The sequence below is a fragment of the Streptomyces silaceus genome, from assembly GCF_001419745.1.
GTDB classification, from domain to species: Bacteria; Actinomycetota; Actinomycetes; order Streptomycetales; family Streptomycetaceae; genus Streptomyces; species Streptomyces silaceus.
The window spans coordinates 64,231-88,503 of the sequence record NZ_LIRJ01000034.1 but is presented as its reverse complement, the minus strand read 5'-3'; the positions used below and the strand labels follow the sequence as shown (position 1 = coordinate 88,503).

The 24,273-nt window shown below is 70.7% G+C and carries 16 protein-coding genes; 4 read left to right on the top strand and 12 right to left on the bottom strand.

What is annotated here, in order from left to right; all coding sequences use genetic code 11:
* Positions 1-187 precede the first annotated feature (187 nt).
* Positions 188-2,311 (bottom strand): DNA gyrase/topoisomerase IV subunit B, encoded by a 2,124-nt coding sequence (locus AOK22_RS03785; protein WP_055697096.1) that lies wholly within the window; start codon positions 2,309-2,311, stop codon positions 188-190.
* Positions 2,312-2,752: 441 nt separating this feature from the next.
* Between AOK22_RS03785 and AOK22_RS03780 the strand changes: the two genes are divergently transcribed.
* A complete protein-coding gene (locus AOK22_RS03780; RefSeq protein ID WP_055697095.1) occupies positions 2,753-2,983 on the top strand; it encodes a DUF7455 domain-containing protein in 231 nt (76 codons plus the stop codon).
* Positions 2,984-3,253: 270 nt separating this feature from the next.
* Here AOK22_RS03780 and AOK22_RS03775 read toward each other — a convergent pair whose 3' ends face one another.
* The 7 genes from AOK22_RS03775 to AOK22_RS03745 all read right to left on the bottom strand — a co-directional run bounded on the left by AOK22_RS03775 (position 3,254) and on the right by AOK22_RS03745 (position 14,032).
* Positions 3,254-4,084, bottom strand: coding sequence for a serine protease (locus AOK22_RS03775; RefSeq protein ID WP_055697094.1), 831 nt, complete (start codon positions 4,082-4,084; stop codon positions 3,254-3,256).
* Between the two features lie 140 nt (positions 4,085-4,224).
* Positions 4,225-5,769 carry an RNA polymerase sigma factor gene (locus AOK22_RS03770; RefSeq protein WP_079036321.1) on the bottom strand — a complete coding sequence of 515 codons (1,545 nt, stop codon included), beginning with the start codon at positions 5,767-5,769 and terminating at the stop codon, positions 4,225-4,227.
* Positions 5,770-6,243: 474 nt separating this feature from the next.
* Positions 6,244-7,131 (bottom strand): FadR/GntR family transcriptional regulator, encoded by an 888-nt coding sequence (locus AOK22_RS03765; protein WP_193433159.1) that lies wholly within the window; start codon positions 7,129-7,131, stop codon positions 6,244-6,246.
* 162 nt (positions 7,132-7,293) lie between these two features.
* On the bottom strand, positions 7,294-9,270 hold the full coding sequence (locus tag AOK22_RS03760; protein WP_055697092.1) for an ABC transporter ATP-binding protein: 1,977 nt from the start codon (positions 9,268-9,270) through the stop codon (positions 7,294-7,296).
* Positions 9,271-9,458: 188 nt separating this feature from the next.
* On the bottom strand, positions 9,459-10,220 hold the full coding sequence (locus AOK22_RS03755; RefSeq protein ID WP_055697091.1) for an NUDIX hydrolase: 762 nt from the start codon (positions 10,218-10,220) through the stop codon (positions 9,459-9,461).
* 119 nt (positions 10,221-10,339) lie between these two features.
* Positions 10,340-12,259, bottom strand: coding sequence for a glycogen debranching N-terminal domain-containing protein (locus AOK22_RS03750; protein WP_055697090.1), 1,920 nt, complete (start codon positions 12,257-12,259; stop codon positions 10,340-10,342).
* 360 nt (positions 12,260-12,619) lie between these two features.
* On the bottom strand, positions 12,620-14,032 hold the full coding sequence (locus AOK22_RS03745; RefSeq protein WP_055697089.1) for a DUF4192 domain-containing protein: 1,413 nt from the start codon (positions 14,030-14,032) through the stop codon (positions 12,620-12,622).
* Between the two features lie 553 nt (positions 14,033-14,585).
* Here AOK22_RS03745 and AOK22_RS03740 point away from each other — a divergent pair.
* Together AOK22_RS03740 and AOK22_RS03735 are read left to right on the top strand one after the other, a co-directional pair.
* Positions 14,586-16,775 (top strand): RecQ family ATP-dependent DNA helicase, encoded by a 2,190-nt coding sequence (locus tag AOK22_RS03740; RefSeq protein WP_055697088.1) that lies wholly within the window; start codon positions 14,586-14,588, stop codon positions 16,773-16,775.
* Positions 16,776-16,992: 217 nt separating this feature from the next.
* A complete protein-coding gene (locus AOK22_RS03735) occupies positions 16,993-17,616 on the top strand; it encodes a hypothetical protein (RefSeq protein WP_055697087.1) in 624 nt (207 codons plus the stop codon).
* Between the two features lie 539 nt (positions 17,617-18,155).
* Here the strand turns inward: AOK22_RS03735 and AOK22_RS03730 are convergent.
* The 3 genes from AOK22_RS03730 to AOK22_RS03720 all read right to left on the bottom strand — a co-directional run bounded on the left by AOK22_RS03730 (position 18,156) and on the right by AOK22_RS03720 (position 20,455).
* Positions 18,156-18,839 (bottom strand): hypothetical protein, encoded by a 684-nt coding sequence (locus AOK22_RS03730; RefSeq protein WP_079036318.1) that lies wholly within the window; start codon positions 18,837-18,839, stop codon positions 18,156-18,158.
* An 80-nt stretch (positions 18,840-18,919) separates the two neighbouring features.
* The gene (locus tag AOK22_RS03725) at positions 18,920-19,621 is read right to left on the bottom strand and encodes a ribonuclease HII (protein WP_055697085.1); all 702 of its coding nucleotides are present in this window, start codon (positions 19,619-19,621) and stop codon (positions 18,920-18,922) included.
* Between the two features lie 219 nt (positions 19,622-19,840).
* Complete coding sequence (locus AOK22_RS03720) at positions 19,841-20,455, bottom strand: TetR/AcrR family transcriptional regulator (protein ID WP_055697084.1); 615 nt, start codon at positions 20,453-20,455, stop codon at positions 19,841-19,843.
* Between the two features lie 146 nt (positions 20,456-20,601).
* Here AOK22_RS03720 and AOK22_RS03715 point away from each other — a divergent pair, with 146 nt between their 5' ends.
* Entirely contained in the window at positions 20,602-22,161 is a 1,560-nt protein-coding gene (locus AOK22_RS03715; protein ID WP_055697083.1) for an MFS transporter, read from the top strand.
* A 135-nt stretch (positions 22,162-22,296) separates the two neighbouring features.
* On the opposite strand, the gene AOK22_RS03710 is transcribed toward AOK22_RS03715, so the two are convergent.
* The gene (locus AOK22_RS03710; RefSeq protein ID WP_425263995.1) at positions 22,297-24,015 is read right to left on the bottom strand and encodes a DUF4153 domain-containing protein; all 1,719 of its coding nucleotides are present in this window, start codon (positions 24,013-24,015) and stop codon (positions 22,297-22,299) included.
* Positions 24,016-24,273 lie beyond the last annotated feature (258 nt).

Here is a 24,273-nt window from a genome sequence, read left to right as displayed (position 1 = left end):
CGGAAAAGGCCGGATCATGAGATCGGAGCAGGGGTGGAACATGGGTGGAGCCGTGCTCTCCACCCGAGGGTGGAGAGCACGGCTCCCATGACTCTTTACGAGCTCCGACGACGTGCGAGGCTCAGGTCGCGACGCGGACCCCGACGAGGCTCGATGCCCGTGCCCGGCCCGCGATGCGCATGACGCCTCACGCGTCGATGCGCGAGCGGTCGAGTGTGGCGGCGGAGCTGGTGATGAACTCCTTGCGGGGCGCGACGTCGTTGCCCATCAGCAGGTCGAAGACCTGCTCGGCCGCCTCCAGATCGGAGATGTTGATCCGCCGCAGCGTCCGGAACCGCGGATCCATCGTCGTCTCCGCCAACTGATCGGCATCCATCTCACCCAGACCCTTGTACCGCTGGATCGAGTCCTTGTACCGCACATTCGTACGCTGCAGCTCCAGCAGCGTCTCCCGCAGCTCCCGGTCCGAGTACGTGTACAGGTACTTGTCCTGCCCCTTCTTCGGCTGGCTCAGCTCGATCCGGTGCAACGGCGGCACCGCCGCGAACACCCGCCCCGCCTCCACCATCGGCCGCATGTACCGCTGGAACAACGTCAGCAGCAGAATCCGGATGTGCGCCCCGTCCACATCCGCATCCACCAGCAGAATGATCTTGCCGTAGCGGGCCGCGTCCAGATCGAAGGTACGCCCCGACCCCGCCCCTATCACCTGGATGATCGCCCCGCACTCGGCGTTCTTCAGCATGTCCGTCACGGACGCCTTCTGCACGTTCAAGATCTTCCCGCGGATCGGCAGTAGCGCCTGGAACTCCGAGTTCCGCGCCAGCTTCGCCGTGCCCAGCGCCGAGTCGCCCTCCACGATGAACAGCTCACTGCGCCCCACGTCATCACTGCGGCAGTCCGCCAGCTTCGCCGGCAACGAAGACGACTCCAGCGCCGTCTTGCGCCGCTGCGCATCCTTGTGCTGACGCGCCGCGATCCGCGTCCGCGCCGCCGCCACCGCCTTGTCCATCACCGCCCGGGCCTGCGCCTTCGCATCCCGCTTGGTCGACGTCAAGAACGCCTTCAGCTCACGAGCGATCACCGTGGCCACGATCCGGTTCGCCGCCGAGGTACCCAGCACCTCCTTGGTCTGGCCCTCGAACTGCGGCTCCGCCAGCCGCACCGTCACCACCGCGGTCAGCCCCTCCAACGCGTCGTCCTTGACGATGTCGTCCTCGGCCACCCGCAACACCTTCTGCGCCCGCAGCGCCTCGTTCATCGTCTTGGTCAGCGACCGCTCGAACCCACTCACATGGGTGCCGCCCTTGGGCGTGGCGATGATGTTCACGAACGACCGCACCGTCGTGTCGTACCCGGTGCCCCAGCGCAGCGCGACATCGACGCCCAGTTCCCGGGTGACCTCCGTCGGCGTCATCTGCCCGTGCTCGTCCAGTACCGGCACGGTCTCCTTGAACGTCCCCTGCCCCGAGAACCGGAGGACGTCGCACACCGCCTTGTCCTGCGCCAGGTACTCACAGAACTCGCTGATACCGCCATCGAAACGGAAGGATTCCTCACCCTTGGTGCCGCCCTCGCCGAGGCCGAACTCGTCTCGGACGACGATGGTCAGCCCCGGGACCAGGAACGCGGTCTGACGGGCGCGCTGGTGCAGGTTCTCCAGGGAGAGCTTGGCGTCCTTGAGGAAGATCTGGCGGTCGGCCCAGTACCGGACGCGCGTGCCGCTGCGCGCCTTGGGGATCTTCTTGACCTTGCTCAGCTTGGCCGAGGGGTCGAACGCAGCGTCGGGCCCCGGCTTGGCGAAGGCGCCCGGGACACCGCGCCGGAAGCTGATCGCGTGCGTGTGGCCGGCGCGGTCCACCTCGACGTCCAGGCGCGCGGAGAGCGCGTTCACCACGGACGCGCCCACGCCGTGCAGACCGCCCGAGGCCGCGTAGGAGCCACCGCCGAACTTGCCGCCCGCGTGGAGCTTGGTCATGACGATCTCCACTCCGGAGAGACCCGTCCTGGGCTCGGTGTCCACGGGGATGCCACGGCCGTTGTCCCGGACCTGCACGGACGCGTCGTCGTGGAGGATGACCTCGATGCGGTCGCAGTACCCGCCCAGAGCCTCATCGACGGAGTTGTCGATGATCTCCCACAGGCAGTGCATCAGGCCACGACTGTCCGTCGACCCGATGTACATGCCCGGACGCTTGCGGACGGCCTCGAGCCCCTCCAGGACGAGCAGGTGCCGCGCGGTGTAGTTGGAACCGTCCCGGTCTGCTCCGGTCAGCAACGCTGTGGACGGCACGGACGTCTCGGCGGTCACGCGGTTCGCTCCTCGCTGAATTTCAAAGGGAGTCCTTTGGGGTAAGGACGCGGCTTCGGTTGCCGCTCAGAGGGTACCGAGGCCTGGTAGAGCCGTTGTAACGCCACCCTCGTCTCAACTCAGACTAGTCCAGGCTCGCATACATGTTCGATCCCTCGATGGAGTGAAGCGCACGTCACGTTCCCTTCCAGGCATGAACCATTTAGGCTCCGGGCACGTCCTCATGAACAACCGGCAAGCCAGCCGGGGAGGACCTGACCTGACAGACAGCGCGAAACCGTAAGACACGTAAGAGACGCAATACGGCACATTCGCCGCCAACCGGCAACGGACAACCTCCTCGAGAAGAAATTTCGAGGAAAAGCCACGAGCGGGAACGTTTTCGGCCTGGTTGGATGTTGACCCTGGTACGACAGCTCGTCGAGCTAGAGAAGAGGCGACGTGACTACTGTTCTGACCCCCGCGAGCCCCCTGACGGCCGCTGATCGCTGCGACCGCTGCGGCGCCCAGGCATACCTGCGCGTCGTCCTGTTGAGCGGCGGTGAACTGCTCTTCTGCGCCCACCACGGCCGCAAGTTCGAGCCGGAACTCAAGAAGATCGCCGCTGAGATACAGGACGAGACGGAGCGACTGACCGCCGTTCCCGAAAGCGCCTCCGACGAGGAACGCTGACACCTCGCATTCACGACGAGCCAGCTCCGGCACACCAGGCCGGCGAACGGGCGGCCGCCCCTGCCAACAGGTAGGGGCGGCCGCCCGCTCTCGTCACAGCGGCACCCAGGGCCCTTCAGGGCCGCCCTGGACACTCACCCAGCGGGCCTCGACAGCAAGGGCCTCGACGGAAAGGGCTTCCGGCGACTCCGACGGAGCCGCCCCGGGCCACCCACCCGCCCGGCCTACCGCTCTGGAGCACCCGCCTCGGCCATGCGGCGGAGCACCGCCTCAGCTGTACGCACGCATCACTCTGGCGACATCCGAGATCCGCGTGTAGACCCCCGGGCTCCCCGCGCGCCCGCATCCACTCCCCCAGGACACCAGGCCGATGAGCCGCCCGTGCGCGACCAGCGGCCCGCCGCTGTCCCCCTGGCATGCGTCCCGTCGGCCGTCCATCTCCCCGGCACAGAGCATGGTCTCGGCCACGTACTTCCCGTCGGCACTGCCCGGATACGCCCGCTCACACACGGCATCGGGGAGGACCTTCACGCGTGCCGAGCGCAGCGAGTGTGCGTAGTTGCCCGCCCCCGTGGTGTCCCCCCAGCCGTACACGGCAGCGCCTGTGCCCGCCTCGTACGCGGGATCGCCCTCCCCGGCCATCGGGATCACGTAGCCCTCCGGAAGCGGCTCGGACAGCGTCAGCGCCGCCACGTCGCCGGAGTTCGTGTAGCCGTCGTACTCCGGATTGACCCAGGCGTCACGTACGGGAATCTCCTTGCCGTCCGTCTCTCGTAGATCCCCGCGGCCGGCGATGACCTTCAGGTCCGACACTTCGCCCAGGGGCACGCCGAGCACGTCTTCACTCATGCAGTGGGCCGCCGTCAGGACCGTCGTGGGCGACACCACCACGCCGCCGCAGAACTGTCCCGCTCGGGTACCCCCGAACCGGTCACGGCTGGAGAGCGCCACCGTCCATGGGCTGTCGGACACCTCCACCGGTCTGCCCCCGATGACCACACTGTCGGCCGCCGCGGGCACCGGGGAAGCCAGCGGCAGGGCGGCGGCAGCGGCCACCGCGGCCAGTGCCCCCGTCCACGCTCGGGCGAAGGGACGACGCATGCGATCTCCTCACTCTGGGTTGCCATGGCATACCCAGAGTCATTCAGCCCCGCACACAGCGCACCCGCGCACGAAAAGGCCCGAAGTCACGCGATGCGGACTTCGGGCCTTCTGATGAGCACTCCGGCGAGTGCCGACGCCTAGTCGAGGTAGTCGCGCAGAACCTGCGAACGCGACGGGTGACGCAGCTTCGACATCGTCTTCGACTCGATCTGACGGATGCGCTCACGCGTCACTCCGTAGACCTTGCCGATCTCGTCGAGGGTCTTGGGCTGGCCGTCCGTGAGGCCGAAGCGCATGGAGACCACGCCCGCCTCACGCTCGGACAGGGTGTCCAGGACGGAGTGCAGCTGCTCCTGGAGGAGCGTGAAGCTGACCGCGTCGGCCGGCACGACCGCCTCGGAGTCCTCGATGAGGTCACCGAACTCGCTGTCGCCGTCCTCACCCAGGGGGGTGTGGAGGGAGATCGGCTCACGGCCGTACTTCTGGACCTCGATGACCTTCTCCGGGGTCATGTCGAGTTCCTTGGCCAGCTCCTCCGGAGTGGGCTCACGGCCCAGGTCCTGGAGCATCTGGCGCTGCACGCGCGCGAGCTTGTTGATGACCTCGACCATGTGCACCGGGATACGGATGGTGCGGGCCTGGTCGGCCATGGCGCGGGTGATCGCCTGACGGATCCACCAGGTGGCGTACGTGGAGAACTTGTAGCCCTTGGTGTAGTCGAACTTCTCGACCGCACGGATCAGACCGAGGTTGCCCTCCTGGATGAGGTCCAGGAAGAGCATGCCGCGGCCGGTGTAGCGCTTGGCCAGGGAGACCACCAGACGGAGGTTGGCCTCCAGAAGGTGGTTCTTGGCGCGGCGGCCGTCCTCGGCGATGATCTCCAGCTCACGCTTGAGCTTCGGCGCGAGCTTGTCGGCGTTGGCCAGCTTGTCCTCGGCGAACAGACCGGCCTCGATGCGCTTGGCGAGCTCGACCTCCTGCTCGGCGTTGAGCAGCGGGACCTTGCCGATCTGCTTGAGGTAGTCCTTGACCGGGTCGGCGGTGGCGCCGGCCGCGGCGACCTGCTGGGCCGGCGCGTCGTCCTCGTCCTCGTCGGAGAGCACGAAGCCCTGGGCGCCCTCCTCGGCGGGCTCGCCCTCGCCGGGCTTGCCGGCGGTGGGTGCTTCCTCGGTGGCCTCGTCGTCCAGGAGCTCGTCGGCGTCCTTCTTGGCGGAGGTCTTCTTGGCCGCCGTCTTCTTGGCGGTGGTCTTCTTCGCGACGGCCTTCTTGGCCGTCGTCTTCTTGGCGGCGACCTTCTTCGCGGGCGCGTCCTCGGCGGCGCCGTCCGCGGTCGGCGCCTCAGTGGCGGCGGTGGCGGTGGGCTTCGCCGTGACGGTCTTGGCCGCGACCGTCCTGGTCGCGGTGCGCTTGGCCGGGCTCTTCGCTGCGACGCTCTTGCGGGGGCGCTTTGGCTCCGCGGCACTGACCATCAGCGTCACACCCTCTTCCTCGAGGATCTGGTTGAGGCTGCGCAGAACGTTCTTCCACTGAGTGGCCGGAATCTGGTCAGCTTCGAAGGCACGACGCACGTCATCGCCGGCGATCTGCCCATCAGCCTTTCCCCGCTCGATGAGCGCCATGACAGAGACGGATTCGGCGATCTCCGGCGGGAGCGTACGGGATGTGCTGGCCGACACGAACAACCTCTCGGAACGTTGGAAAACGGCTTCCGGCCCCGTCCATTGTGGACCGGAGCCGACGACCGGCGGCTGGGGATTGGGCCGACGGCGCGGGCGGGGCCGGGGAGCTACACAGCGCCGCGAACGACTGCTGTATTCCCTCCTCGGCTATCACCTCTTAGGTCATCGCGCTGTTCCTTGGAGCGTTACGCCCAATCTACGTGGCCCGAGTCACACCCCGTAAGTACTCAAAAGCATCCAGATACGGTCACAAGCGACCTATGCGCATGCACGAATGATCCCCCGATACCCGGCGAAGCAACCCTCACTCCGTGCCTCGGACCGCGCGGAGCCCCCGAGGAGCCCGCTGCGGTCCGACGACACGGAGTGACTGGACACGACGGCAGAACCGTCGAACGGCGTACGGAGCGACGCACGCGACGACGTCGCGGTACCGCACGCCACGCGCGCACCGGCGGCGGCGGTGCGGCCGCGCGGTCAGTGCTCGCGCGGGGCGGGCACGACGCGCTCCACCTCCGGGTGGACGGTGAGCAGCTGCCGCATGGCGGTCTCGGCAGCGGTCCCGTCACCCGCCGCGAGGGCGTCGACGATGCGGGAGTGGTGCGCGAGCGAGGCCTCGCTGGGGCGGTCGCAGCCGGTGATCGGCCCGCCCGAGACCTGCAGGGCGGCCGAGACGATGCCGGACAGGTGCTCCAGCATGCGGTTGCCCGCGACCTGGATCAGCAGCGAGTGGAACTCCGCGTCGGCGCGGGAGAAGGTGATCGAGTCGCCCTGCCCGAGCGCGTGCCCCATGATCTCGACCATGTCGGCGAGGCGCTGCTGCACCTCCTCGCGACCGTGCCCCGCGGCGAGGCGGGCGGCGAGCGGCTCGATCATCCAGCGCAGCTCGCCGAGCTCGCGCCGCTGGTCGTCGCGCTGCGGCCCGAAGGCCCGCCACTCGATGATGTCCGGGTCGAGGAGGTTCCAGTCGCTGACGGGACGCACGCGCGTGCCGACGTTGGGCCGCGCGCTGACGAGGCCCTTGGCCTCGAGGACGCGCAGGGACTCGCGGACGACGGTGCGGGAGACCTCGAACCGCTGGCCGATCTCCTCGGGGACCAGCGGGCGGTCGGCGCCCAGGTCACCGGAGACGATCATCTGCCCCAGCTGCTGGACGAGTTGGCCGTGCAGCCCGCGGCCGCGGCTTCCGGCGGTGCGGCGGCCCACACGCCCCAGGTCCTGCTCGGCGCCGTCCCACACGGGAGCGACGACGCGCTCGCCGCCAGGGGACTCGCTGTAGGGGTATCGGTCGAGGCCGCCCGGGCCGGCGAGACCGGAGTCGGCGGAGCGGGCGGTGGTCATCATGGTGTGCGCAAGGGTACTCACGGATCAGTTGTCGGCGCTGCCCCCAACTCCCTTGAGGTCTTTGGTGAAAAGCACACGAAAGGGTGATCGCTCACCCTGCCGCAATTGACGCCTTATCGGAAAGAAGTGGGCGTTATCCGGGGAGTTGCGCACAGGCCCGCACCGGAAGGCGACGGACGGTCGTCAACGGACTCTCGTGCGCATCGCCATGAGCAGATATGCGCAGAGCAGAGCGGTCAGCGACAACATCAGCGCACCGCCCACGGGTTGGGCGATCATGCGGACTCCCGCCGCCAGATATCGCTCCGCTCCGAACGGCCACTGCACCAGAGCGAGGTCCCTCAACCGCCCCGGAAGTCCGGCGGCCGATCGCACAGACGGTCCTTCGACGGCCTTTTGTACGACGGGTACGACGATGATCGGCACCGCGAGGACAGCGGCAAGACCGGCGGTCGTGGACCTGAAGACACCCGCGGCGAGGACGCCCGCCCACGCACAACCCGTCACCAGAGCACCCCAACTCGCACTGAGCGACAACCAGTCGGCGGGAACTCTCGTGAGCTCGTTTCCGTATACAAGGTGGAGCAGCGCCGCGTCGGAGGCCACCGCGAGGCTGCCGAGCAGCAGCGCCGTGGCGGCGGCGACCAGCAGCTTGGCGGCGAGCAGACCGAGGCGCCGGGGCACCGTTCCCCGGTCCGCGGCGAGGGCGGGATGGCGGAACTCGTCGCCGAACGCGAGGGCGCCGAGCAGTCCGGCACCGAGGGCCGCGGGTGGCAGCGGGAGCTCCTGGGGCCAGGCGGCGAGAAGGCGCGGCTGCGGCGTGTGGCCGGCCCGCGCCAGGAAGACGCAGATCAGGGCGGAGGTGGCGAGGACGGCGGCCAAGGCCAGGTAGCCGGTGCCGACACCCAGCAGGCGACGCAGTTCGTAGCGCAGCGGGCGAAGCGGGCTGCGGCTCGGGCGGACGGTGATGGGAGGCGGCAAGGACGAGACCGCGTCCCGAGGAGCGGGCCGCGCCGGAGGAGCCCCGGTGACGCGCACGGCATCGCCCTCGAACGGAATGGTGTCGTCGGCCTCCAGCGGAGCCAGCGGGACCAGCAGGGACCGCGCTGCTTCGACCTGCCCTTCTGCTGTGCTGTCCGCTTGCTCTTCTGCGTCGCGTGCCGTTGCGCGGTCAGTCGCGGCCTCCCCCAAGCCTTCGGTCGAGGTTGTGGCCTGAGCCTCGGGCGGGCAGGGTTCCGCCCGTTCCCCCCGCGCGGCGGGCTCGGCCGTCTCCGGCCGCTCAGGCGGTCCCGCATCGCCGACCTCATCGGCGAGTTGGTGCACGAGGATGCTGTGCCGATACGCGGCCTCCCCAACGTCGGCACAGTTACTGCCGTACACGGAAAGCCGGTTGCCGTCCTCCTTGACCACTTCGATCGAGCGCTGCCCCGCGCGCGCCTCCTTGGCGAGGAGGGCGCCCAGGCGGACGGCGTGCGGGCTCCGGACGGCGACACGGGGCCGCAGCCTGGTGCGCGCGAAGTCCGCGACCTCTTGATCCGCGACGAGCCGCCCTGCCTCCAGCGTCACGACGCGGTCGGCGGTCCGGGCGGCTTCCTTGGGGTCGGCCGTGGTGAAGAGCACCGTGCCGCCCTGGCCCGCGTGAGCCCGCAGGATTCCGTGCAGCCACGCACCCTCCCGCGCCGAGAGCCCCTCGGCGGGCCCGTCCAGGACGAGCGTGTGCGGATCGGCGACCAGCGCGCAGCCCAGCCCCAGGCGGCGGTCCATGCCGCGCGAGAGGGTGCCGAGGCGCTGATCTCTGAGGCTGACGAGACCGACGGCCTCCAGGACGTCGTCGGCGCGCTGGACGGGCACTCCAGCGGCCGCGCAGAGCATGCGCAGGTGACCGCGCACCGAGCGCGCGGGATGCCCTGGGACATCGCCCAGAAGAACGCCGACTTCACGCGTCGGTTGGGCGATGCGGTGCAGCGGGCGGCCTCTGAAGTACGTGATTCCACGGCCCTGTTGAAGTTCGAGCATCAGCCGCAGTGCCGTGGTCTTGCCGGCTGCCTCCGCACCGAGCAGCGCGGTGACACGGCCGGTGCGTGCCTCGAAGGACACGTCGTCGACGGCGGGCGGGAGCTCCTGACGGGGATTGCTGGTCAGTCCGATGGCCTGGATCATCGCTTCTCTCGCAGGACGTGCGACCGCTCGGCGGCCGGGATCAGTCCGCCGGTTCGGGACGGACGAACCCCGTGGGTACTTCAGCAAGATAACGCGACATTTCCGGCTTTTCGGGCAGGGCATGAGCCACGGGTGTCCGACAGCCAGCACGGAACGGCAGGAGCGGCAGGTGACGCCGAACCCGGGCGTCAGATCTCGGGACGCAGCATCGGCGGGTTGAGGAGCGTCGCCCCACCCGCACGGAAGAGCTGCGCGGGGCGCCCGCCCTGCCGGGTCGTCGTCCCGCCGGTGGGCACGAGGAACCCGGGCGTGCCGGTCACCTTGCGATGGAAGTTGCGCGGGTCGAGGACGACGCCCCAGACCGCCTCGTACACCCGTCGCAACTCGCCGACGGTGAACTCCGGCGGGCAGAAGGCCGTGGCCAGCGACGAGTACTCGATCTTGGAACGAGCGCGCTCCACACCGTCCGCGAGGATCTGCGCGTGGTCGAAGGCGAGCGGAGCCGCCTGCTCGCCCTCGCGTCCATAGCCCCCCTGCTGGAGCAGCGCCTCGACCGGCGCCCAGCGCGCACTGTGCGCGTCGCCGCCGGCCCGGGGAGCGGGCAGGTCGGGAGCGAGCGCGAGGTGCGCCACGCTGACCACCCGCATGCGCGGATCGCGCTTGGGGTCGCCGTACGTGGCGAGCTGTTCGAGGTGTGCCCCATTGGCCTGGACCGGCCCGTCGGGATCATGGGCGCAGAGCCCCGTCTCCTCGATCAGCTCGCGCGCAGCCGCCGCCGACAGGTCCTCGTCCTGTCGTACGAATCCCCCCGGCAGCGCCCAACGCCCCTGGAACGGCTGCTCACCGCGCCGAACCGCCAGCGCGCAGAGCGCGTGACGGCGCACGGTCAGCACGACCAGGTCGACAGTGACAGCGAAGGGCGGGAAGGCCGACGGGTCGTAGGGCGACATGCCGCGATCATAGTCGTCTGCCTGACGATAAACATCTCCTTCGCCCATTGCTTCCCGGTCCGGTTCACCGGACACACGTGTCCGCCCCATGGCGCGCCACCGATCCGGCTGCGGCCGGATCACACGCCCAACTGCAGCCCGTCGGCCGCCTCCTCCACCATGGCCAGGCCCAGCCGGCTCACGCGTACGGAGAAGGGGGCACCGGCGACGCTGAGCGCGGTCAGTCCCAGCTCCCCGAGCGGGGCGCTGCGGACCGGGCGCAACGTCACCGTCCCGGCCGGCGCGTCCGGCCGGATCCCGGCGAGTGCCGTGAGGACGTGCACCCCGGCGGCCGCGGCAGTGGCCGCGGGTCGGCATGCGGCCGGGTGCGGCAGCGGGGCACCGCCCTCCGTCCGCTGCTCCCCCGCGTACATCTCGGGCAGCCGGTGGCCGAAGGACTCGGCCGCCGCCAGCAAGCCGCGCAGCAGCGAGCTCGCCTCCTTCTCGTACCCGGCCGCCGCCAGACCGGCGACGGCGACCGCCGTCTCATGGACCCGGACCGCCCCGCCGCGATGTCCGAACGGGTTGTAGGCGGCCTCCTTCGCCCCCAAGCTCCGCAGACCCCAGCCGGTGTCCATCGCAGGCCCCCCGAGCAACCTGGCCAGCTGCTCGGTCTGCACCTTGTCGAGCAACCCGGGGGCGAGCGTGCCGGACCCCAGCAGACCCGTGTCCAAGAGGTGAGCCGCTCCGCCCGCGAGATGAGGCACGAGCCGTCCGTCGGCCAGGCGGGCGGCGGCAGGCCTCCCACCCGCCCGGTCCTCCGCCCAGAAAGCCTCCCGGAACGCGGACCGCAGCCGCCCCGCCCACTGCCGCAGGCCGAGGGAGTCCCCATGGCCGTGGGCATCGAGCAGATCGGCACCGAGCAGCGCGGCCCGGTGCGCGTGCGCCTGGACCTCGCAACGCGCGGGGCCACGCGGATGGGCCGCGTCCACCAGGAACACGCCGTCGTCGACCGCCGAGCACAGCCACCGCAGGCAGCGCTCCGCCGTGGGCAGCAGCTGCGCCACCTCCTGCCCAGGGAGCCCCCAACGCCACGCCTCCGCGAGAAGCACCGGGAAGAGCAGGGTCGCCTCCGTACCTGTGCAACCGGGCGGCAGATACGGTCCCGCGTCCCGCAGCGGCCCCGGGATCATGCCCGACTTCGGCCCGGGTCCCGCGAGTTGGCTCCGGGCGAGCGTGCGCAGTGTTCCGGCCGCGAGGCGCGTACCAAGGGGCAGCGCCATACGGGCGGCGGCCAGCGCCTCCGCCGGTGCCAGCCCGCAGCGCCACGGTGCCCCCGCGGCCAGGTACGTGTCGGTCGGGTGCTCGGGGTCGCGCAACAGCAACGCCTGCAGATCCTCGACGGACCGGTCGAGGAGCGGCTGGACCCGGGGGTCGTCGCCGACGGCCCGTGCCGTGGCGGCGGAGCGCAGCGCGCTGTGTCCCGCCGCGCGAATCGGCCCGCCGCCTTCGGGACGCACCCGCAGCTCCACGGTCCGTGAGGCCCCCGGCGGCAGGTCGATCTCCCAGCGCAGCAGGCCGGCGGACGCCAGGGCGTCCTCGGGGGCGGGGTCGGCCGTGACCACGCAGTGGGCCGTGGCGGAGGACCAGCGCATACCGGAGTCGTGCACGCTGGCGGGCAGTTCGGGCCCGGCCCTGCCGGACGCGACCAGGCCCACCTCGGCCAGGTCCGTGCCGAGCGACATCTCGACGGGCAGTCGCAGGGGGCGCGCGGACGCGCTGTGCAGGGCGATCCGCTCGGTGCCGTCCGCGTATCGGATCCGCTCGACGACGACTTCCGGATCGGGGCCGCCGTCCGTGGAGAGGCGGAGCGTCGCAACGAACCGGGCGCTGTCCGCGGAGAGCATGCGGGCCTGCACCGCGGTCGGCTCGCGTCCCGCCACGCGCAGCTGGCAGCGGGACAGGATCCGGCGCCCCGAGCGGTAGAAGCCCTCCAGTCCGCGACCGGTCAACTGCCCTTGGTCCGTGGAGATCGCGAGGGCGGGCAGGGCGACACACATGAGGACGGCATGCGCCGGTGGGAGCTCTGCGGGAGGACGCGACACCGGAGCCGGTGTCGGCCCGCCTGGCTGGTGCACGGGGGCCTGCACGATGCGCCGGGGCCCCTCTCTGTCGGAGACGGGAGACGGAGCAGGAAGGGACATGGGGCGGCTTCTTCTGCGTTGTCTGCGCTACGGAAGGTCGAAAGTGGTGCGGTGGCGCGACCCGGCCACGGGTACCGCCACTCAGGTGAACGGAGCGCCCCTGTCCCAAGTCACGCCCTTGCGGCAGGAAGCCGAACACGTGGAGCCAACCGACCAGTCGTGCCAGGCCCGGCAGCGGCCTTGCCACCCATCTGGCCCACCACCCGAGCGGCGTACTCATCGTCCGTTCCTCGCGTTCCGCCGCAGGGTGCGGCGACGGTTCTGCGGCCCTGTACCCGAGCCGCCGGAGGTTCGTGGGCCCGAGCCCGGGCCGGTGCTGGCGGCTCGGGAACGTCCCGAGCCCCTGGAGCCGCCGGCGGTCCGTGTCTCTCCTCCGGCAGAGCGTGGCGGGCGGCGACGGCGCCACCGGGGAGCACCTTCCGACGCATCCGGCGTTTCCTCCTCCAACGCCTCGGCAGGCCGCGAAGGCTGCGGGGGTTCCGCCGGTCCCTCCAGCCGTGGCTCTGCCGCGTCCTCCCTCTCCTGGGCGGCCTCCGCGATGCGCTCGTCGCGCTGCCTGCGCAGACAGCGGCGGATCGACTCCGGGTCCACGTCCTCGTTGCACGCGTGGTTCAGGAGGCGGGCGAAGGTGTAGCCGGAGTCGGCGCTCAGCGCCATGTCCAGGGCTTCTTGGCCTTCCGTGAGGTCTCCGAGGGACCAGGCGACCCAGCCGGCGAGAGTCAAAGGCGCCGCGGCGTGCTCGCCGTAGGCACCGACGCAGCGTCGGGCCAGGGCCCTCCAGAGACGCAGAGCGGGAAGCGCTTCCCCGCCTTCCATCCATTCGGCCGCGCAATCGCGGGTCGTACGGACCTGGAGGCCGAGGATCAAGGCGGCGGCCTCGTCATGTGCGATCAGTTCGTCGTCCCTGTTGTCGGCCTCCAGTGTGCCGGGGCCGGAGGCAGGGGGTGCGGCTTCGAAGCGCCCCATGACGCGGCGGGCCAGGTCGAGGGTTTCGGCCGCGACGTCGCCCTCTTCGTCGCTGAGGAGCTTGGGGATGAGGGTGAGACCGGCGGCGTCGAGCGCGCGTTCCTGGTCCGTCGCCGCAGCGGTCTCCCATGGGGCGAGCCGCGCCCTGATCTCCCTCTGCGTGGCACTCGCTCGGACCCCCATGTAGGTCGCGGCGGCTGCCAGCACCGAGGTGCCCGGCCTGAGCAGGGGGATGCCCTCTGGCGGGCAGCATCGGGTGTCGGGACAGCAGTAGGTCCAGAAACGCCCGTCCGAGATGCACACGACTTCGAACACCGGGACGTCGAGGCTGCCGCATGCCGTGCGGATCACCTGTGCCAGCGGCCTCAGCCGCTCCATGACCTGCCGTCCCGATTCCGGGCCGACGGGCTCCTGGCACAGGAAGGCGACGACGCCGTCGGGACGGGCTCCCCTCCTCTCGCAGCCTCCCACCAGGCACTGGGCCAGCTGCTCCGCGACGCACGGCCAGTCCCCGACGCGGTCGGGGATGCCGAGGCGCACCCGACCGCCGAACCGCCCTCGATCACCGTGCATGGCGATGAGCACGATGCTCTCCTCCGGCTTGAAACCGAGCAAGTACGGCAAGGCGTCCGCCAGTTCGGCCGGCGTGCGCAGCGTGACCACGGGCTCGTCGAGTGACCCGGCGAGGCCCTGTGAGTCGCCGAGGCCGGTTCGCCCGCTCGCACCGGCCTGAGCGCTCGGACCGACCTGGGCGCTCGGGCTCGGGCCGCTGAGCCCCGAGCCGTTTGGACTTGGACCGCTTGCGTCGCCGGGCCTGCCAAGCCCCTCGGGTCCGACAGCCCTCTCAGGCCCGACAGGCCCGCAAGCCCCGCCGGTCCGCCTTGTTTCACCAGTCCGGCCCGTGCCGCCGTTCCCACTCGTCCCGCCGGAAGTCCCGTGCCGGTCAGAGCCGTTGGGACCGGCAGAGTCGCTGGGACGAGCCGAGTCCCCGGCACGAGCCGAATGCTCGCCACGAGCCGAGTCCTCGCCGCGAGTGAAGTCGTCAGGGTCGATCGGGCCGGCTGCTTCGCTGTGATTCGTCATGCGCCGACTCTCCCGCGGATCACAAGATTCCGGTTGACCCTGTGGATAACCTCGGTCAGGGCCACGCCAAGAGTTATCCACAGCCTCGCGGGCTCGTTCGCCTAATGTCCGACCCATCGGGTTGCATGGGGGCATGAGCAACGAAGACCTGCGCACGGCAGCCGACGCCGTCCTCGCCCGCCTCGTCGGCGGCCCCTCCTCCGCATCCGGCGAGGCGTCGCCGTCCAGCGGCGCCCGGCTGCGCGAGGACCAGTGGCGTGCCATCGAGGCGCTGGTCGCGGAGAAGCGCCGGGCGCTGGTCGTGCAGCGCACGGGCTGGGGCAAGTCGGCGGTGTACTTCGTCGCGACGGCCCTGCTGCGGGAGCGCGGCGCGGGCCCGACCGTGATCGTCTCCCCGCTGCTCGCCCTCATGCGCAATCAGGTCGAGTCGGCCGCACGGGCAGGGATCCGCGCCCGCACGATCAACTCCTCCAACACCGAGGAGTGGGAGACGGTTCAGGCCGAGGTCGCCGCGGGTGACGTGGACGTGCTGCTGGTGAGCCCGGAGCGGCTCAACAACCCGGACTTCCGCGACCAGGTCCTGCCCAAGCTCGCCGCGGCCACCGGCCTGCTCGTGGTCGACGAGGCGCACTGCATCTCCGACTGGGGCCACGACTTCCGGCCCGACTACCGCCGGCTGCGCACCATGCTCGCCGACCTCCCGCCCGACGTGCCCGTCCTGGCCACCACCGCGACGGCCAACGCGCGCGTGACGGCGGACGTGGCCGAGCAGCTCGGCACGGGCGGCGGCTCGGACGCCCTGGTCCTACGCGGCCCGCTCGACCGGGAGAGCCTGAGTCTGAACGTGCTCCAACTGCCGAACTCGGCACACCGTTTGGCCTGGCTGGCCGACCATCTGAACGACCTCCCGGGGTCCGGCATCATCTACACCCTCACGGTCGCCACCGCCGAGGAAGTGACCGCCTACCTCCGGCAGTGCGGGCACACCGTGGCCTCGTACACGGGGAAGACCGAGAACGCAGACCGTCAGCAGGCCGAGGAGGATCTGCTCGCCAACCGCGTCAAGGCGCTCGTCGCCACCTCGGCGCTCGGCATGGGCTTCGACAAACCCGACCTGGGGTTCGTGGTCCACCTCGGCTCCCCGTCCTCGCCGATCGCCTACTACCAGCAGGTGGGGCGTGCGGGCCGTGGCGTCGACCACGCCGAGGTGCTGCTCCTGCCGGGCAAGGAGGACGAGGCGATCTGGAACTATTTCGCCTCGCTCGCCTTCCCTCCCGAGGAGCAGGTGCGGCGCACGCTCGACGTGCTGGCCCAGGCCGACAGGCCACTGTCCCTGCCCGCCCTCGAGCCCTTGGTCGAGCTCCGCCGCTCGCGCCTCGAGACCATGCTCAAGGTCCTCGACGTGGACGGCGCGGTCCGGCGCGTCAAGGGCGGCTGGATCTCCACCGGCCAGTCGTGGGCGTACGACACCGAGCGCTATGCCTGGGTCGCCAAGCAACGGCAGGCCGAGCAGCAGGCGATGCGCGAGTACGCGTCGGCACCCGGCTGCCGCATGGAGTTCCTGCGCCGCCAGCTGGACGACGAGGGCGCGGCCCCGTGCGGACGCTGCGACAACTGCGCGGGCGCGCGGTTCGGCGAGGAGGTGTCCACCTCTGCGTTGGACGCGGCGCAGGGCGAGCTCAAGCGCGCGGGTGTCGATGTGGAGCCCCGGAGGATGTGGCCGACCGGCCTGGCCGCGGTCGGCGTGGATCTCAAGGGACGCATCCCCGCGGGCGAGCAGGCCGGTCCCGGGCGGGCCTTGGGGCGGCTCTCCGACATCGGCTGGGGCAACCGGCTCCGTCCCATGCTCGCGCCGCAGGCCCCGGACGGGCCGGTGCCCGACGACGTGGCGACGGCAGTGGTGGAGGTGCTCGCGGACTGGGCGAAGGGTCCCGGCGGATGGGCTTCGAGTGCGGGCGACGCGCAGCCGCGCCCGGTCGGCGTGGTGACCATGACCTCGCACACCCGCCCCCAGTTGATCCAGTCGCTGGGCGCGCGGATCGCCGAGATCGGCCGGCTGCCGCACCTGGGGTCACTGGAGTACGCGGCGGGAGCGGATACGGCACGGGTGCCTCGGAGCAACAGCGCACAGCGTCTGCGCGCACTCGACGGCGCGTTGACGGTGCCTCCCGCGCTCGCCGCCGCGCTCCAGGAGGCCGACGGGCCGGTGTTCCTCGTGGACGACCTGACCGACAGCGGCTGGACCCTCGCGGTGGCAGCACGCATGCTCCGTCGCGCCGGAGCCAAGGGGGTGTTGCCGCTGGTCCTGGCTGTACAGGGATGACCCAGGCGTCGATGGGCCGCTGATTGGGCAGGGATATAGACGTCGCATCGTCCGATACCGGAATGCGGTCCCAATTGCGCGTTGCCGCAAGCGACTACGACGGGAAGAATTGGAGCCGCTCCCCGCGCGGCTCCCCGTGGTCCGGTAGGGCTGTGCCGCGGTGCGCTCCCCCAGTCCGCCCCCGCCCCCGTATGGGCGCGTAGCCGAAGGGAGGACCGTGACCTTCGGATTCGCTCCGTCCGCCGCGGCATCGACGTCGGCCCAGATGTCCGCCGATTCCGCCCACCGATTGACCCGGATGCTTGAACCCGCGGAGTGGTCGGCCGCGGGAATCCCCCTGCTGCGCAATCCACGCGAAGTGGTGAGCGGCCTGCACTCCCGCCACCGGCCGACGCCCGCGACGGCCGTCGTGGCCGTACTGGACCCCGATGAACGGCTGCGGGCGAGCGCCTCGTTCTCCCGGCGTTCGACCGCGATGGACGGGTGGGTGTTCCGCAACGCCCTGCTCGCGCAGTTGCGTCGGGTCATCCCGCACGACCTGCGGCGCCGCACACCTGTGCGCACCGCGGTGCTGCTCTACTGCCGTGACGGGGACGCCCGTTGGACCCAGGAGGACGGAGCCTGGATGTGGGGGCTCCGGGACGCCTGCACGCTGCACGGGCTGCGGTGCGGCGCGTACATCACGCTGACGCGCGACGGCTGGCAGGTGCTCGGCGAGGGGCGGGGCGGACGTCGGCCGAGCGCCGGATCGCGGCCCGAGCTCTTCCCCGAGACCGAGCCGCTGACGCCTCGTACCGGAGGCGCCGCCTCCGAGGTACTGCGTCGCGCGGCAGCGCGCTGATACCGCGTCGCCGCCCGTAGCCCCACCTCGCACCGACGACAGCCTCACCACACGCCCACTGCCCACCGCACTCAACGCCGCCCGCGCGCGAGCGGTCCGGACGCTGAACCGAAACCCACGCGAGGGGCCTGGAGAAGCCGAAGGCCGACCTTCCGGGCACGGGTCAGCCAGACACCGACCGACTGAGCACAGACCGACCAGACACGGACCGACCGAGCACCGACGGGCCGAGCGCGGACAAGCCCATCGCTCACCGGACCCGTCTGTCTACCTGCCGCAGGCGACGCAACGGCCGCGCCAGCACGACCGAGCTCCGCGTACGACCCCGACTCCGCGTACCGACCCCAACTCCGCGTACGACACGGCACAGACAGGCACTCCGCCGGCCTGGCCCTGCCCTGCGCGAGACATCGTCACCGGCTCAGGCCGCACGGCGCTCAGGGCACCGCGCGGCAAGGCCACCCGGCCGACCGCGCGGCACTAGCGCACGACCCGCCGGACGACCCGCGCCGGACGACCGCTGCTGCCGGACGCTGACGTCAGACGCCCGCGCCCAGCAGCGAGTTGATCCGCTGCGGGTCACCGCACACGATCAGCAGGGCACCGGCCCGGGCGAGCGCCGCCGGCAGGGCCGCGACCGCGGTCTCTTCGCTGCCACCGTTGACGGCGACGACGACCACGGGGCGGGTCACGGCACGGGTCAGGGCGGCGGCGTCGGCGTAGAAGACGTCGTCGCCCGCGTCGAGCTGAGCCCAGTAGGCGGCCTCGCCGAAGGACAGCTCGTGCGTGGCCCACGGGTGCGGTTCACCGGTAGTGATCACCAGGACGTCTCCGGGCGCGCGCCCGGAGTCCAGAAGCAGGTCGACGGCCTCCTCGGCCGCGTCCAGCGCGCCCTCGGCCGAGGCCGGGATCAGCTGGATCTGCGGAACCGAAGCGGCGGGCGCACCGGCGGCAGACGCTCCGGAAGCGGTCACTCCAGGAGTGACGGGACCGGGGGCGGCGGCAGCTGGGGCGGACGGCCCGGGCTTCGCGGCCGCGTCGCGCGACGTGCGCTGCGCGGGCGGCATCGGCCGGGCGGGACCCGGGCGGCCGGGGCGCGGCGGAGCCGCGGGACGCGGGCCGGGTACGGGGCGAGGGGTCGGCGCGGTACGGCCGCTGGCGGGCGTGGCGCGGGGACCCTGGGCACTCTCGTGAATCTGAGGCTCCTCGGGAATGAGAGGCATGGGTTGTTGTCTATCAAACGCCGATGCGAATCGCGTCGGCGGGTGGCACATGAGTGCGATCGGAAGTGCCGGGAACGACGTCAGAACTCAAAGCCGAGCTGACCCTCGATTTCCGGAACTTTTCCGTCCGCCCAGCTGCGGGCCTTCTTGAGGTGCCGCCACTGGGGCAGCGCATCAAGATACGCCCATGAAAGCCGGTGGTACGGGGTGGGCCCCCGCTCCTCCAGCGCGGCCTTGTGCACCGGCGAGGGATAGCCGGCATTGGCCGCAAAACCGAAGTCTGCATGTTCGATGCCCAGTTCGGCCATCATTTTGTCTCGCCGGACTTTGGCGATCACCGAAGCCGCCGCGACGGCCACACAGGACCGGTCGCCTTTGATCACCGTACGAACCCGCCAGGGAGCCCCGAGATAGTCGTGCTTCCCGTCGAGGATGACCGCGTCCGGCCGGACCGGCAGCCCCTCCAGGGCACGCACCGCGGCGAGCCGCAGCGCGGCCGTCATCCCCAGTTCGTCGATCTCGTCGTGCGAGGCGTGACCGAGGGCGTGCGCCGTGACCCAGCTCTCCAGTTCCTCCGCGAGCTCGTTGCGTCGCTTCGGACTGATCAGCTTGGAGTCGGTGAGCCCTTCGGGCGGCCGGCGCAGTCCCGTGACCGCCGCACAGACGGTGACCGGGCCCGCCCACGCGCCGCGCCCGACCTCGTCGACACCGGCGACGATCTTCGCTCCGGTGGTGGCGCGCAAGGAGCGCTCGACAGTGTGGGTGGGTGCTTCGTACGGCATGGCGCCAGACAGCGTACGCCGCCGAGGGCCACCCGCGACACCCAGGCCCGCCGAGTCGCCCCCGAGCTCTTTCCGCACTCTTGGCCGGAATGCCTTCGCTCGCCTGCACGAGTGCGGGGGCGGGCGGTTTCCGCACACGCGGACCGACGCCTCACCGACTGGCGCCGAGGCGGTGATCAGCCACCCTCGGCAGCTCACCGGACCTGCGCGACCAGCTCGTCAGCGGCGCAGCAGCGGCATCATCACCTGGTCGACCAAGGCCTCGAATTCCTCGTCCGACCATTCGCTGCCGCACACCTTCGAGCGATACATCAGCATGGCCGGAATGACGTCACACACATAACTGTCCAGGCCTCCGGAACGCACCTCTCCGCGCTCGATCCCACGGCTCAGCACCTCCTTGATCAGTTTCACGCTCGGTTCGATGACACCTTCGAAGATCACTTCATGGAAGCGCTCAGCCGTTGCCGAGTCGCACTCGTGAAGCACTGAACGCAGGGCGAATCCGGAGCGCGAGAACATCGCCTCCCGCATCTGCCCGCACAGCCGCAGCAGATCCTCTCGGACGCCCCCCAGGTCGGGAGCGCTCTGGAGCTGCGGCAGCCCGAACCGCAGCGCGTGCACGACGAGGTCCTCCTTGGACGGCCAGCGGCGATACACCGCCGCCTTGCCGGTCTGCGCCCCCGCGGCCACACCCTCCATGGTCAGTCCGCTCCAGCCGACGGTGCTGAGCTGCTCCAGGGCGGCATCGAGGATCGCCCGCTCCAGCACAGGCCCTCGACGCCGCGAGGAGGCCTCCTGGGCGCGAGCGTCCGTCCAGCGCGAAGTAACCATCTTTTTCTCTCCGTTGAGCGAAATCGAGCAAGCGAGAAGGCAGCGAGCAAGAAGCTTCAGTGAACGCTTGCGTTCACTGAAGGCGAGTCACTACCGTCGTAGGTAACAGTGAACGATGCCGTTCACTAAGGCACTTGCGGGGGATCATGACGAGCACCTCTCAACTGACGCAAGATCGAAAGCCTGGGGCCGCACGCCGGGAGGGACATCCCGGCATAGCCCTCACCGTCATCGCGGCCTGCCAACTCATGGTGGTCCTGGACGCGACGATTGTGAACATCGCGTTGCCCCACATCCAGGGCGCGCTCAGCTTCTCCACGACCGACCTCACGTGGGTCGTCAGCGCGTACACCCTCACCTTCGGCGGAATGCTGCTGCTCGGTGGCCGGGCCGGTGACATTCTGGGGCGCCGCCGGGTCTTCATGGCCGGCATCCTCCTCTTCACCTTCGCCTCCCTCCTCGGCGGATTCGCCCAGGAGCCGTGGCAGTTGCTGGCCGCGCGCGCCCTGCAGGGCGTCGGGGGCGCCATCGCGTCACCGACCTCGCTGGCGCTCATCACGACGACCTTCCCCGAAGGCCCGGAGCGGAACCGCGCGTTCGGCGTCTTCGCCGCCGTCTCCGCGGGCGGTGGCGCGATCGGTCTGCTGGCGGGCGGCATGCTCACCGAGTGGCTCAACTGGCGCTGGGTGCTGTTCGTGAACGTGCCCATCGGCATTCTGATCGCCGTCCTCGCCCCGCTGTACATCAGCGAATCCGAGCGCCACCCTGGACGTTTCGACCTCCTGGGCGCACTCACATCGACAGCGGGCATGGCTTCCCTGGTCTATGGATTCATCCGCGCGTCCGAGGAGGGCTGGCGCGACGGCCTCACCCTGGGATCGTTCGCGGCGGCGGCCGTTCTGCTCGTGGCCTTCGTGATCATCGAGAACCGGGCGAAAGAACCGATCACTCCACTACGGATGTTCGCCGACCGCAACCGCTCGGGCACGTACGTGATCATGCTCAGCCTGGCGGCCGCGATGTTCGGCATGTTCTTTTTCATCGTCCTCTTCGTGCAGAACGTCTTGAACTACACCCCGATCGAGGCAGGCCTGGCCTTCCTGCCGGTCACGTTCGTGATCGCGATCGGTGCGGGGCTCTCGCAGAAGTTCCTTCCGGTGTTCGGCCCCAAGCCGTTCATGGTGGCGGGTTCGATCATCGTCGCCTTGGGACTGACCTGGCAGACGCTGCTGAGCCCGGACAGTTCCTACGTCGGCGGGGTGCTCGGCCCCATGCTGCTGTTCGGCTTCGGCATGGGCCTGAACTTCGTGACGCTGACGCTGACGGCCGTCTCCGGAGTGGCCCCCCACGAGGCGGGCGCGGCATCCGGGCTGCTCAACGCCACCCAGCAGGTGGGCGGCTCGCTCGGCCTCTCCATCCTCACCACGGTCTTCGGTACGGCGAGCCGGGACGAGGCCAAGGAGCAGGTCGCCGACTTCATGGCCCACGCCACACCGGAGCAGAAGGCCGAATTCGCCAGGACTCACGAGCTCCCGGCGCCCTGGAGTCACGAAGTACTCGCCGAGGGCATATCGACCGCCTTCATACCGGCCGTCGTCATGGCCCTGATAGCCCTGGCCACCGCCGTGCTGGTGATCCGCGTGCGCAAGAGCGATCTCGACGCACTCTCGGGCACGGCGAGCGCCGCGGGGCCGGCGGGCGGCTGACTGGAGAAAGCTGCGGACGCCGGGCCTGCCAAGAGATCGGTGGGGCCGATCGACGAGTCGGTCGGCCCCGTCCGGGAGTCGATCGGACCGGCCCGGCGCCCGCTGCCGCTCTGCCATGGGCCGGTCACGTCGACGTCAGTTGTACGGGTAGGAGGGTGGGTCCACGCTCGGCTCACCGCACACTCCCGGATCCACCGAGGGCGGTCGCTCGTCGATGATCCGCCGGGCTCGGGACTCCCCCAGGCTCGTCGCGTACCAAGGGCCAGGATCCGTCCCGAGGCCGTCGGCTATGCGCCTGAGCGCGCAGGAACGCTGCGGCTCCGGCAGCTTGTCCAGGGCCGGCACCGCGTCGGCGGACAGCTGGCGCGTGTAGTCGAGGTCGAACTTGCCGGTCTGCTCGAAGCGCTGCACATTGCGCTCCGCGATCAGGGCATCGGGGGACACCAGGCCGAAGGCCAGCACCCCGGCCGCCGCGCTGGCCGCGACGCCGCGCGGCAGCCACCGGGCGCCCCAGACACCCGCAGCCATGATCAACAGAATGATCACGCCGAGCCAGAGCTCGATGGCGACGACCGATATCCGCAGCCTGGTCAGGCCGTACGCCTCCACGTACATGTCCATGCGCCGCACCGCGGACGCCACCACGACGAGCGTCAGGGCGCAGAGCGTGCCGAGCACCGCCCGGACCAGCGTGCGGTCCCGCGCGCCGCCGCGAGGCGCCCAGCGCAGAGCGAACACGATGACGATCAGCGTGAGGAGGGTGGCGAGCAGCAGCTGCCAGAATCCCTGCCGCGCATAGTCGGAGTACGAGAGTCCGGTCTTGTCGAGGACGGCGTCGTACCCGCCGAAGAGCACTGCCAGTTGGACGGCGTTGAACGCCGCGAACAGCACATTGAGCACGATCAGCGGAAGCGCCCACTCGAGTCGGCCGCGGGCCCGGCCGGGCTTCACCACGAGCCGGTCCCAGCGCAAGGGGGCCGCAGCCGTGTGCGCGGCGGCAAGCGCGCAGATCACTCCGACGATCAGGAGCAGGACGCGCCAGGGGCTCCCGGAGAGCGACGCGTCGGGCATGAGGTCGCCGAGCAGATCGGCGAAGGCTGCGTCGGCGCCGGCGAACAGCGCGCCGAAGACCAGGAGGAGTACGGCGGCCACGGCGACCGCGCGCAACACGGGCGCAGCGCCGCGCGCACCACTCGCCCGCTCCCGCACGCCACGCCAGCCCCACCCGAGGCTGGTGAAGACCGCATCGAAGATGCCGAGAGGGCTCAGGAGTACGCCGGGCCAGGTCCGGCAGCCGTGCAGCGCGAGCGAGGCCAGCGCGAGCGACGCGACGATCGCCAGGAACGACGGCCATCCCGCGTCACGCAGCGCGGGCACGATCAGCAGCAGGAGCCCGCCGACAGCCCACGTCAATGACCAGGGGCGGGGACGACGACCTGCCGTCCGGGCGGCGAAGTACGCGGCGAGCGTGGCCGGGATGGCGACGATGAGCAGGTTCAGCGCAAGCCCGTCACCGAGGAGCATGCTCAGCAGACCGGTGGCGAGTACGGAGCAGAGCGTCGCCGTCCGCACCGGAGCCGGCGTCCCGGCCCTCAGGTCGTGGAGGAGCGGCGTGTGCTGGGGCGCGGGGTAGTCCCAGGTGGAGCGCGGGGCATGGCCTTGAGGTCCAGCCGGAGCCGGTCCGGGTCCGGCAGCCGGGGCCTGCGCCTGGGAGGGGGGCGTGCTCGGGGCCGAGGCCGGGACGGCGTCTGCGGGTTCGTCTCCCCTCGCGCTGTCGACGTGCCGCTCAGCGCTGGCCTTTTCGAGGGCGTCGCGCGGCTCCTCGTCGTCCGGGGGCGCTGTAGAGCCCGGCAGTGCAGTCGCATCCGGCGGCTGAGACGCCTCGGAAGCCCCAGACGTCTCAGCTATTTCGGGCGCATCAGTCGCCCCAGAGATGCCCGCCACCTCTGACGGATGAGCATCCTCGGTCGCATGGGCGTCTTCGGACGCCTGAGTGCCGTCGGACGCACGAGCGCCCTCGGACGCATCTGCTCCGTCGCCTCTGGCTGGCGTGTCGGACACGGGACCCCCTCCCGGCCGGTGTGCCCGCACAGCACACGGCACGCGCGGGGG